General features: G+C 55.8%; 5 protein-coding genes. 2 read left to right on the plus strand and 3 right to left on the minus strand.

The features are described 5' to 3' along the window. Window positions 1-44: 44 nt before the first annotated feature. On the minus strand, window positions 45-4,127 hold the full coding sequence (gene addA / locus PRIO_RS25610) for a helicase-exonuclease AddAB subunit AddA (RefSeq protein WP_020430254.1): 4,083 nt from the start codon (window positions 4,125-4,127) through the stop codon (window positions 45-47). After that, window positions 4,124-7,651 (minus strand): helicase-exonuclease AddAB subunit AddB, encoded by a 3,528-nt coding sequence (addB, locus tag PRIO_RS25615; protein WP_046505317.1) that lies wholly within the window; start codon window positions 7,649-7,651, stop codon window positions 4,124-4,126. Before addB ends, addA begins: the two co-directional genes overlap by 4 nt. Window positions 7,652-8,395: 744 nt before the next feature. On the opposite strand from addB, the gene PRIO_RS25620 reads away from it, so the two are divergent. After that, on the plus strand, window positions 8,396-9,850 hold the full coding sequence (locus PRIO_RS25620) for a transposase (protein ID WP_046501121.1): 1,455 nt from the start codon (window positions 8,396-8,398) through the stop codon (window positions 9,848-9,850). A 392-nt stretch (window positions 9,851-10,242) separates the two neighbouring features. Here PRIO_RS25620 and PRIO_RS25625 read toward each other — a convergent pair whose 3' ends face one another. Further along, window positions 10,243-11,640, minus strand: coding sequence for a class I SAM-dependent rRNA methyltransferase (locus PRIO_RS25625; protein WP_020427198.1), 1,398 nt, complete (start codon window positions 11,638-11,640; stop codon window positions 10,243-10,245). Window positions 11,641-11,738: 98 nt separating this feature from the next. Between PRIO_RS25625 and PRIO_RS25630 the strand changes: the two genes are divergently transcribed. Continuing rightward, window positions 11,739-12,728 (plus strand): Na/Pi cotransporter family protein, encoded by a 990-nt coding sequence (locus PRIO_RS25630; protein ID WP_020427197.1) that lies wholly within the window; start codon window positions 11,739-11,741, stop codon window positions 12,726-12,728. Window positions 12,729-13,009: the final 281 nt, after the last annotated feature.

The following is a 13,009-nucleotide window of genomic DNA, read 5'->3' on the forward strand; positions in this document are numbered from 1 at the left end:
TTTTCCCCGCCCGTCACGCGGCTTTGATAGATTAATAAATAGATTTATAGCTTCACTGCATGTCCGCCGTCAAAAAAGTACAGCCAGATCTCGGAGACCGGCTCCCCCAAAATGTCCAGCAGCGCCTTGCTGTACAGCTCCAGCTGAAAACGGTACTTCTCTTTGAGAGTTTCCAATCCGCCCTGATGCTCCAGCACAGCATCGGTTTTATAATCCAGCAGAATCAGCCGCCCTTCTTCCCGGAACAGGCAGTCGATAACGCCTTGAATCAGGACAGATTCACCAAAGGCCGCGTTTCCTGCAGGAGCTTCAAGCCCCGCTGCCGCTTCATTCAGATACTCAAGCCCATGATAGGCTTCGCCGGCCGGTACCATATAGCTGAACGGCTGCTCTCTTCTTTTCCAGGAGGCTCCGATCAGTCTGCGGCCCATTTCCCCTGAATAAAACGCCTCAATATCACTAATTTCTACAGCCTCAGCCTGCTCGCCCGTAAGTATGGCCAGCCGCGTAAGGCGCGCGATGGTCGCTTCCAGAACAGACCGGTCTACCACACCCTCCAGCGGCACATGCTGCATCACGGTATGATAGGCTGTCCCCCGCTCTGAAGGCGACAAGCCCCGCTTCTCCATAAACTTCGGACGCTGCAGATGCAGACTGTCCGTCCCTGCCGCCCCGCGCGTCAGGCTGAGCCCTGCATCACCATGCAGGGATTCTTCCAGCAAATCGTATGACGGCTGCTCCTGCATGGACAGCATCGATTTCAATTCGGTGACTGAGGTTTTTGCGGGAATCCCGGATGCTGCTGCATAAGGATACACCCATTTCAAGCGTCCGGTTACTTCGGCCTCTCTTGCAGCGCTCCCGTTGGGAACACGGCGGCCGTGCCGAAGGGCTTCAAGCACAGCCTGCCGTTCCTCATTACGATCCGCAGTACCAGACCCAGCCAGAGCTGACCCGGAACTGAGCTCCTGCGCGTTCACCGCAGAGATGCTCCAATTGGAAGCATCGCCATGGAGCACCGCAGATACAGGCCCATCGGCACCTGCCAGCTTGCGCAGGATAGCCGCGCGGGGATGGCGGATCAGCGCCGGCCCCACCCAATCCAAATAGCTGCGGCCCCGGGCCAGCATATGGTCTTCCAGCAGCATTTGCTCCCGGCCCTGCACACTGCTCCAGCCTGCAAGGGTGCGGGGCAAATCCCGCACGGTGCCGACCAGGATCATTTTGTCGCGCGGCCGGGTTAATCCGACATAGAGTACACGCATTTCCTCGGCCAGCAATTCCAGACGGGAACGGCGGCTAATTGCCAGATAAGGCAGTGTTGGATAAGTGACCCGGGTTTTGGGCTCTACAAAACGCGGCCCGAATCCAAGCTCTTTGTGCATCAGGAAAGGAGAATGCAAATCCTGGCGGTTGAACGGCTTGGCCATTCCTGCCAGGAAGACCACGGGAAACTCCAAACCTTTGGACTTGTGGATGGTCATAATGCGGACCCCCCCGGCTTCCTCGCCGGTTCCTCCCGCTGCACCCAGGTCGCCGCCGTTTTCTCTCAGCCGGTTAATGAATACCAGGAAGCGGAACAAGCCGCGTGCATTGGTATCATTCTCAAACTGAACAGCCCGGTCATACAGCGCTGTAAGATTATTCTGGCGCTGGAAGCCGCCAGGCAGACCGCCGACCCATTCCAGATAACCGCTCTCTGTGTAGATACGCCAGATCAATGTGCTGAGGCTTCCCTGGTGGGCAGCAGTTCTCCAGCCCTCAAGCTGCCTCAGGAAAACTTGCAGCTTCTTCCGCAGCTTCCCGGAAATCTCCGGCATTGCCGCTTTTCCTGCCATATGGTCTGCTGACGGGACGTCTCCCGCCGGGCTTTCTTCATCAGGTGCAGCCGGATCGGCAGCGCGGGAAGCGTCTGACTTGAACGCATGATGTCCGCCAGACCCATCCCCTATCTCAGTCTGCTCTCCGGCAGCCGCCAGCACTGCATCCAAAAATGAACCGTCGCTGCAGAGACGCACCGCTGCCAGTTCTTCCTCGCGCAGATTTACCACAGGCGACCGCAGGACGCCGGCCAGAGGAATATCCTGCCGGGGATTGTCCACAATCTGCAGCAGTGAAAGGGCAATTTCCACCTCGGTAGCCTGAAAATAGCCTTTGTTCTGATCCCCGTATGCCGGAATGCCCTCCAGGCGCAGCTCTTCGACCATCAGCGGAGTCCAGATCCGGGCAGACCGCAGCAGAATCACAATGTCCCCGTAAACAACCGGACGCATGATCTTCAAGGCTTTATCATAGATCATCAGCGGCTCACCGCCGCTCATGCCGGTCATCTGGGAGATGCGCCGGACGATAGCTCTTGCTTCAAGCTGTGCGGTTTCACTCTCCATTGCTTCATTTTCTTGCGGAGGAAGCTCCCCGTCCTCAGCAGATTCTTCTGTACGTGAAGACGATGATGTTCCCCGGTCGATTAGCAGCAGCTCAGGGGCAAAATAAGTGTCCGGCCCCTTCTCTGCCGCACCCGGAAAATGGGCTCCGTAAACCAGCTCCGCCCGCTCATCGTAGCTTATTTCAGCAACAGTACTGTCCATAATCTGCCGGAAAATCATATTCACGGCATTTACGACCTCCAGACGGCTGCGGAAATTGCGGGCCAGATCAATTACGGAGCCGCCGCCCGCGGCTGAACCAAAGCTCTTATATTTATCCAGGAACAATCCCGGCTCCGCCAGCCGGAAACGGTAAATGCTCTGCTTCATATCTCCGACCATAAAACGGTTCCCCGGCGATTCCCGGGAAATCAGCCGCACAATTTCCTCCTGCACGCTGTTCGTATCCTGATATTCATCCAGCAGTACCTCGTCGAACTGGTCCCGGTACTCCATCGCTGCATCCGAAGGCAGCGAATGTCCGGGCTCTGAATCTGCATGCCGCAGGATTTGCAGGCAATAATGCTCCAGGTCGCTGAAATCGACCATTCCCCGGCCTGCCTTCTCGATCCGGTAGCGTTCCCCGAATTCGATGACCGTCTCAGCCAGCTCCCGCATCAGCGGAGCGGCCTCATGCAGTTCACCCAAAAAGGCTTCAGCGGGGCGGCCAAAAAGCGATTTTTGCAGCTCCAGCAAGCTTTTCTTCACATTGTCACGCAGCTCCTTAACCCGCTCCTGCAGCCCCGGGTCGGTCGAATCCTTTTTGCAGGCCTTCAGCTTCCCAAACGATATTTCAATAAAAATATCATACAGCTCGGCCCACGGACGGAATTCCAGCGCTTCCTGCAGCGCCTGCACCATTTCCAGATCCGCAGCCAGATTGTCTGCGTAAGGAGCAGGGCCGCCGGGCTGCAGGGCAATTTCCCGGCCCTGGCGCAGCTGGCTCGCCGCGCCGTCCAGCGTGAGCTTCGCATCCGCCAGGATGCTCTGCACCCATGGCGTGCGGCTCAGGGCCTCCGTATCCGGCAGCGAGAAATCCGCTGCGGTGTCCCGCAGCCACTGTGCCGGCCAGGGATGGCTGCGCGCAAAATCATGCAGCCGCTGCACCAGGGAATGGACCGCATCATCGCTGCGCTCGCCGCTGAACCAGTCAGCCAGCCGCACAAACACCGTATCCTCCCCGTCTCCGGCAACCTCTCCATATTTCTCTTCCAGCAGCTCTTCCAGCAGCTCCTGGCGCATCATCTCCGCCTCATGCTCATTCAGAATCCGGAAGCCCGGATCGATGGGGATGAGCTGGTAATAACGCCGGATCACCTCCAGGCAAAAGGAATGCAGCGTCGTAATCGAAGCTCTGCCAAGCAGGGCAAGCTGACGGCGCAGATGCTCATGGCCATGGCTTTCTTCCTCTTTCCCGGAGCTTTCTTCCTCCAGCTTCCGTTCCAGTGCCTCGCGGATGCGTTGCCGCATTTCAGCAGCCGCTGCCTTGGTGAAGGTAGCTACCAGCAGCCTGTCCACACTGAACCCGTTCTCCTCATTGCTGATTTTACGGATAATCCGCTCCACCAGCACCGCTGTTTTGCCGGAGCCCGCCGCCGCCGCGACCAGGATATCGTCACCGCTCTCGGCAATGGCGCGCCACTGGTCATCGCTCCATAGGCTGCCTTCCGGCTTGGGTTCTATTTCCGCTCTCCGTATCATGGCTTCTCTCCTCCTTCGCGGGACAGCAGGTCCCAGATGACTTCCTTGCCCGGCTTGCCGAGATTGTTGTAGGCATTGCCTTCCACGGTCTCATCGAATTGGCATACCGGCCGGAAAGAGCAGAAGGTGCAAGCCGTTTCCTGCTGTATCCGGTAGGGCTGGATCGCTACATCCCCTTCAGTAATGCGTGTCCCGATATCAGAAATGGTGCTGCGCACTGAGGACAGCAAATGCCCCCATTGCTCGGGAGTGGCCACCGAAGCACTGCTGTAAAAGCTCCCGTCGCTTTTCAGCGCCACCGGCACGATTGAGGAATGCCCCTTATCCAGAGTGGTATCCATCAGGGAAACCACTTCACGGTCCGCCGTCAGCAGCCCCTTCATCTTGAACCGTTTCATCAGCTCCTGCTCTGCCTGCTCGCGGTTCATGCCGTTCGCTGAAGTCAGCAGCGGATCATGCACATGGAAATAAAGCGTTCCGGCCGGCAGAGCGGTTTGGCCGAGCCACTGCTCCGAATACGTAAGCAGAACATCGAGGTAGGTCAGCATCTGCAGGGACAGTCCGTAATAGACCTCATGCAGTTTGAGATCCTTATGGCTTGATTTGTAGTCGATGACCCGCAGCAGGATGCCCTGTTCGCCTTCAGCCATATCCACACGGTCGATCCGGCCCACTACCTCCATCACACAGCCGTTCGGCAGTGTAATCCTCAGCGGCGGGAGATCCTTGCCCGGGCCAAAGTCCAGCTCCAGCCCCACCGGCTCAAAGCTGCCCCTTCTGGCGTGTTCACCGAGGATGACTGAGGCGCGGCCGACAATGTTTTTGAGCTTGCGGGAGATGTATCCGTAGCGTTTGCTGCTCATAAGAATTTCGCCCTGCAGGAGCGGAGAGAGCCGGTCCACGGTCTCGCCGGCTTCACGGCGGCATTCCTCCGCGGACATGCTTCCCCAGCTCCGTCCCTGCTTCTGCAGCCGCAGAGCCATATCGCTGAGAGCGGCATGGAACAGTTGTCCAATGTCCGGTGCCTTCAGCTTATACAGCTGGCGTTCCTTCAGTCTCAGGCCGTACGAAGCGAAATGCGAGAAGGCGCAGGCCACGAACTTCTCCATGCGTGACACACTTCCGCGTAGCGTTGTCCCGCCGTACAGGCGCAGACTGGTCTCCCGCTTCAACCGGATTCCTTCATTGCGGTAGAACAGGGAGCCGAGCAGCCGTTCCAGCTTCGGTCCATACTCCGCATCGGTGATAAACCAGTTATAGACATCCCACCAAATCGCGGGAATTTCTACACCCTGGCGATACTGCCGAAGCTGCATAATGAGCATGCGCAGCGTCTGCTCCGGCTGGCTGACAAAGCTCAGATGCAGCGCTTCTAAAGTCTCTGCATCGTCTGGGACTCCAGCTGCAGACGATGGAAACCCGGAAAGGAAAGACTCTTTCAGTGCTCCAGGGAACATGCCGTGCAGTTGGCGGATGATTTCCGATGGCAGCAGCGCCTTGCCCTCTTCATCCGCTGTCGCGTAACTGATCCAGAGCTTGCGGCTCGCCGTAGTGAGTGTATTGTAGATCAGAAAGCGCTCATCGAGCAGCTTGCGGGAAGAGCCGGGAGCAAGCTCCATTCCCGCATTCTCCAGCAGCAGACGCTCCCCTTCCGAGAGAATGCCGTCTTCCTTGAACTGGGCAGGAACAACCCCTTCATTAAATCCCAGCAAAAAAGCATATTTGACACCCGATACCCGGGTGCGGTCCATATTCCCAACCAGTACCTGATCCAGTGCGGGAGGAACAAGCCCCATCTTCAGTTCAGCCAGACCTGTCTCCAGCACCCCGGCGAAAACTTCAAACTCCATTCTTTCATTGCCCATCATCTCCGCAATCTGATCCAGGAGGTCCAGCACCGCACCCCACAGCTGCGTATGCTCCCGGGCTGCCTCAGGCTGTCCAAGCTCCAAAGCCCGGGCACTCATCTGTTCCAGCTTGCGGGCGGCATCCATATCCTGCAATAAAAAATATACCGCTTTGCACAGCTCCAGAGCGCTGCGGCTTTTTTTGATCCGCTGTTCAAAAGCCTGCAGCGGACCCGTAATAACCCGACGGCACGCCTCCATTTTCGCCAGCAGCTCTTCATCCACAACTCGGGCGCCCTCCAGCGAAAGGCTTGGAATTCCTTTCCAGGACCGGCCATCCGTCCAGCGGTAGCCCTGAATGCCGCAGGCCAGCACGTAATTCTCCAGCGCATCCATATCCGCACGGGTCACACTGCGGTCCAATGGCAGCAGCAGCTCTGTCTTCACGCAGCGGAACACATCCTCATACCGCCACCGGCGGCGCACCACATCAAAGGCAGAGCGGATAAATTCCACCAGCGGATGATGCAGCTCATTCATTTTTTGGTCAAGGAAGAAAGGAATCCCGTAATCCTGGAACAGGGGGGCCGCAAGCTGCTCATAATCGGCAATATTGCGCATGAATACAGCCATCTCCCCGTATTTGGCCCCTTCCTCACGGGCCAGCCGGAGCATTTCCCGCAGGCTTCCTTCTACCTCGGCTCTGCGCGAAGCGGCCGCTGTAAGGGTAATGGCCTCTGCAACGGCAGAAGCTGCACCAGTCCAGCGGTCCCGGCGTCCAAATCCCCGCTCTAAATGGGCAAGGACCGGACTCCCGGCAAAACGCGGCAGCACCGGCGGCGCCAGCAGCTCGTCCCATACCGTCAGCCCCATTTCCTCAGCCATTCCGCGCAGCTTGATGAAGGTTACTGCGGCAGGATGGAACAGCTCCAAATCATGCGGCTGCAATCCCGGAGGATAAATCCGGTCCAGTGTCAGTGAGATTGTAACCTTGGAGGCATACTGCATCAGCTCCCGCAGCACAGCAAATTCCTGTGTGGTGAACCCGTGAAAGCCGTCGACCCAGATTTCCGAACCACGAATATATGAGGAATCCTTAATATGCTCAGCCAGCTCGGCGAGGCGGTCCTCTTCATCAATATACAGCTGGGACATTTCCTGTTCCAGCTCGCTGAACACGATATGTAAATCATCGAGCTTGCTGGCAAGAATAGGACTCCGCAGCGTAGAATCGCGCATCCCCGACAACTGTTCCTCCAGATCAGCTGCGCCGAGGCAGCAGCGCTTCAGCTCCGTATGCAGCTGGCTAAGCCGTTCCACAAAACCCGGTCTGTCGCTTGATGCCCCGAACAGCTTCAGCTCTTCCTTGCGGCGGCTGATAATCTTGTAGATCAGCATCTTCTTGCCTTCCTCGCTGATCGGCAGGCTGGCGCTGCCGCCAGTCTCCTGCTTCACCCGGTAGGCCAGCCGCGAGAAGCTCAGCGTCTGGGCACGGATGCTGCCCCTACTCTTTCCCGTCTTCAGCAGCCCTTGCTCCGCACCAAAGGAGCCCTGCTCCGGAACAAGCATGATCATCGGGGGGCCCAGCGGCTCCCGCTCCAGAGCGGAGTTTACCTCCCTCCATATTTTCGTAGTCTTTCCGCTGCCCGAGCGGCCAATCAAAAAGTGTACCGTCATCACAGTAGACTCCTTCCGAAATTATCCAATCGATTTGGTTAACCCTACTATGACTATGCATTTATTTACGAGAGTAAGGTAGGTATATGCGCATCTTAACTACAATCAAGTTTAGGAGGCCGTATTTGGCGGCCACGCCTATCAACTTAATGTAAAGGTACTTTTACATTTGCTCTCACCGTTATGTGTGCTATGTGTCTATTCGTTTATTCAACGATATTTCTGCTTTTGCTTTTACCGCAGCAGTTTCTTCGAGACTATGTAACGACATTTGCCGCTCATTCCTCCGCCGCTGCCCGCCCCTGCTAATCCTCTGCATTCAGAAGTAGAACACTTATACTATATTAATATATTGCTGGTCTAATTTCGAAAATTATCATATGAATCCGTCCCAATAGTATAGCATACCTCTTCCATCTAGAACATATGTTTGCCATTCTTTTCATATATGCGTCAAAAAAGAAGAGCCCCATGATCAACACAGGCCTCCTCTGTTATTTCATCTTCTCGGTCGATATAAATAAGCTTTCACTGCACCGATGTTCTGACTTGATTGCATTATCTGCAACAGAATTCCTTGGCATCCTGCAGTAAATAATATTCTGCTGCATTTCAGAGACAATTTCATAATTCAAAACCCTTGCTAGGATTGGTTTTTTTGAGCATAGAAAAGGGAGTACCTCCCCAAATCTCGAAGATATAGGTGACCAAACCAACATCCGAGAATGAAAAGAGGTAATCCCCATGTATTCTATTCGGCAAGAAGAGCTGTTTTCCTTTGAGGATTTGTTGCTGATGCGACCGGAAGATAAATACAGTCAGATCTTTGAACACTTAAATCTCGCTCCGGTCTTGCACGCGCTTGGAAAAAAGAACAACCGTGGGCGGCCGGAAGAACTAAACGTACCCGCGATGATCTACTCGCTGCTCATCGCAAAAATGGAGGGCATCGAGTTTGTATCCGCGTTGGTCCGGCGACTTCGATTCAGCGAGGAATTTCGGGTGCAGTGCCGGTTCACCGGTTCCAACCGCATCCCGAGCGAAGCCTCGTACTCCCGTTTGATTCATGTGCTTGAGCAAACGGGCATGCTCGAGGACCTTCAGGATACTCTGGTGCTGTCCGCCCTGGAGGAAGAGTTCGTTACGGGTATGCATCTCGCTTTGGATTCCTCTATCGTTGAGGCTTGGGATAGCCTATTTAGCGAAGCTGCATCCAAACGCCGCGCGGCCCGCCGTGCTAAAAAGCCAAGTGATGCTCCGGTGGCTCAGCAGCTGCAGCTAGAACTCACCGAGCCCGAGTCCGAGCCTGTGGACGAGCGGCCCAAAAAACCCGTCTACCCGCCTGGACGTCCTTCTGCTGAAGAAAAGGAACGTCGGCGCAAGGAACGGGAAGCTTATGAAGAGAGCCTAGGACCGTTTGAGAAAACCATTGAACAGATGCTGCCCTACACGTACGATGAATTGCTTGCAGCATTACCCCGGCATGCCGCGCGTTGTGACAAGAAAAATGCGAAAGGTAGACTTACCAGTTATTACGGGTTCAAGGCAAATCTGCTGGTCGATGCGGACTGTCAGTATATTCTTAGTGGCTTATGGAGTTCGGCGAATTTGAATGACCAGCGCATGGCGGTTATCCTTCTCAAAGGCCTGCTCCTGAAGTTTCCTAGGTTAAACGTAAAGCATGTCTTGGGAGACAAAGGGTACGACAGCGCAGCCATCTACCAGTTGATTCATTCGTTAGGCGCCTATCCTACGATTCCAATGATTCACCACAAAGAGCCGCCCAAGGGAATGAACTCGGACTACAATCCCGTATGCTCACAGGGGCATACCTACCGCTACGACAGTTTTGATGCCAAGTACGAAACGCTGAAGTATACCCAGCCGAGCCAGTGCAAAGACTGTCCACTTTCCGGTTCCGGCTGCCAAAAGGTGTTTAAAATCCGCATACAAACGGATTTACGCAAGCACACCTATCCCGCAAGAGGTAGCGAGAGCTTTACAGAGCTGTACAAGAAGCGTACGGCAGTGGAGCGAGTTTTTGCATATCTTAAAGAGTATTTTGGCATGAAACGTACGCGTCACCGCGGCGTCCGGGCAAGAGTTGATTTCCAGCTCAGTACACTAGCTTACAATCTCAGCAAGTTTGCGCTAGACAAGTTAAACCAGCGGTTACGCAACTCCCAGCAAGTGGCCTGATTTTTTAAAAAATGACCTTAGATTTTGGCCGAGTCTTGCTATTCAGCAAACTGAATTATGAAATTGACTCTTTCATACAACAGATTTCGGGGATTTAGCGTCAAAAGAACCTTTTTCTTTAAATCTGCTGTATAAACTACAACAGATTCAGTTTTTAGGCTGATTTGGAGGATATCTATTGCAGAAAGTGCAGTAGAATAGGGTTTCGTGGGCCGGGGATCGGGCTCCGGTTCCGTGGGCCGGATTACAGGTTCTGATCCCGGGTTCCGGGTTCCACCCGAATTTCGGCGAATTAGTTTTACTTTTTCCACTAAGATTTAGTTCCTGCTGAGCCTCACTCACGTTCCCCAAGCTTTCAGGTTCTCCAGTTGAACTCATATAAAATACGGCGTTTATTTGCTGCGCACCTCAAAAATGGCAAATTTCAGGTAGTGGCCTTCGTCCACACCGAGAATTTGCGGGTGGTCTTTGCCGGCGGCCCGCCACTCAATGAGGCGGAGCACTTTGCCGGCATCCTTCGCCGCTTCGGCGATGGTGTCGAGGAACAGCTGCGGCTGCATGTGGTAGGAGCAGCTTGCCGTTACGAGATAGCCGCCTTCATTGACAAGCTTCATGCCGTGCAGGTTGATGTCCTTGTAGCCGCGGCAGGCTCCAGCCACCGCACTTTTGGTCTTGGCAAAAGCAGGCGGGTCAAGAATAACAACATCCCAGGTGCGCCCGCCGCCGGCGGTCATCGGCTTGGCGGTATCTGTTTTTGAAGCAGGTTTGGCGCCTGGCTTGGCATCCGTTTTTCCGGTTGCCCGCTCGGAGCGCTCTTCGAGGCCTTTTACCTGATTGCGCAGGAAGGCAAACGCATCGTCTACCACAAACTCCACCCGGTCGCTGAAGCCGTTCAACTCTACGTTGGCTTTGGCGCTTTCGATGGCATGTGCGGAAACGTCCAGGCAGGTGACCTTCTTGGCCCCATATTTGCAGGCATGGAGGGTAAAGCTGCCGGTATGCGCAAAGCATTCCAGCACCGTCGCACCGTCCCAATAAGGGAAGGTAACCGGCTTGCCGCTTTTGTTGACCGGAAGCGTCTGAACCGTTCCATCCTCTGCCGCCACCTCCTGCAGCGTGATCCCGCTGCGCCCGCCCCAGCCTTGGATCAGCGGAGCAATGGAAGCCCGGTTCTCGCGCTGGTCAAAAAAGTATCCTGTCTTCTGCCCCTCTTCTATATCAACGATCACCTTGAGGCCATTCTCACTCACCGTAATGTGGCGCGGGCACTCCCCGTACAGCACTCCGGTTCTCTGTTCAAGCCCTTCCAGCTCGCGCACGCTGACATCGCTGCGCTCATATATGCCGCGCGGGGCAACGACTTCCACCAGCGCCTGCACAATCTGATCGCGGCACTTGTCCATTCCCAGCGTCAACAGCTGCACTACCAGGACCTCGCCAAACCGGTCGATAATCAGGCCGGGCAGAAAATCCGCTTCGCCATATACCAGGCGGTAGGCATCCGCTCCCGGCAGAAACCGCTGTCTATGGCGCAGGCAGCTTGCCAACCGCCCGGCAAAAAAAGCGGTATCCATAGCCGCCAGCGGATTCCGGGCGAGAATTCTCACCCGGATCTGCGAAGCGGGATTGTAATAGCCCGTCCCCAGATATCTCCCTTGATGATTAAGCACATCCACTAATCCGCCAGGCTGCGGATCTCCGTCTACAGAGGCTACCTCGCTGGCGTAAACCCAAGGATGGCCCTGCTCCAGTCTTTTTTTACGGCTGCGTTCCAAGATAACTGATGCCAATACTTTCAACTCCCTGTTCTTGTTGATGGATTCTATACATGTCCACTTCGCTGCTTTCATATATTGGTGTACAACCCCGTTCAAAGGAGCCTGCCCTTATGATCCGTGATGTGCTGTTCCCTGTCATATATGGTCTTGTAATCTTCCTCGCCGGCATGAAGCTGATGGAAGCGGCGCTGGCGAAGCTCGCCGGTCCCCTGCTCATGCGGACCCTGCATAAAGCAACCTCCACACCGTTAAAAGGCCTGATCGCCAGCAGCCTGCTGTCGGCACTGCTGCAGAGCAGCACCGCCGTAACGGTGCTGACCATCGGCATGGTTAATGCCGGACTGCTGACGTATGCCCGGACACTGGGCATTATCCTTGGCAGCAACATCGGCACCTGCCTGACCACAGAGCTGATCGGCCTGCAGATCAGCCGGATGGCCGCGCCGCTGCTGGTCTTGTCGCTGTGCTTGTGGGCGGCGGCCGTCCTGCTCGGCGAGCTGCCTGCCCCAAGCACACGGATAGCCGCCTCCTGCCGCAAGCTGTCCATACCGCTGCAGTTCATCAGCCTGGCCGCAGCCGGCTTTTCGCTTGTCCTCTGGGGCATCGCGGTCATGCAGTCGATTGGTCCAGCTCTGCAGGCCAGCGGCCTCTTCCGCTGGTTCCTGGACCATGCCGCAACCAGCGCGCTCTGGGGGCTGGCTGCCGGAGCCTGCCTGACGGCGATGCTGCACAGCAGCGCGGCGGTCATCGGCATGGCTATGGGCCTTGCCAGCTCCGGTGTCATGCCGCCCGGGCTTGGCATCGCCATTGTGCTTGGCGCCAACATCGGCACCTGCGTCACAGCCGTAATCGCCGCAATCGGCGGCTCGGCTTCCGGCAAATTCGTCGCCGGGTCGCATGTAGCGCTTAATATCGGCGGCGCCCTGCTGTTCCTGCCCTTTATTCAGCAGCTGCAGGTCTTGTCCGCCTGGCTGGGCGGCGGTCCCGCCGCCCAGCTCGCCCATGCCCAGACAATCTTCAATGTCGTCTGCTCCCTTGGTGTGCTGCCGCTGTGCTACCTGCCGGTATGGACCCGGCTGGAGGAACGGCTGCAACCGTAACTGCTTGTGCTTCCGCCAGCATGCGGGTGCTGTATGATGCTGTATCATTATACTTCAATCCGCTCTGCAGTACTAATGCTATTCTCCCCTCCCCTGATTGATTCAGAGAAGCAGCCAGGGGAACAAGCAGAAACGCCTTCGCCGTCTTTTAAGGGACGGTACCGTTTCAGCGAGAAATAGAAGGATAATTTATTGGATGAAGCATATAAATATTTGAACAAAAACGGCTGTGCCGTCCTCCACGGGACAGTGCAACCGTCTTGGTTCTTGGGTTACCTGGA

The organism is Paenibacillus riograndensis SBR5 (assembly GCF_000981585.1).
GTDB classification, from domain to species: domain Bacteria; phylum Bacillota; class Bacilli; order Paenibacillales; family Paenibacillaceae; genus Paenibacillus_AQ; species Paenibacillus_AQ riograndensis.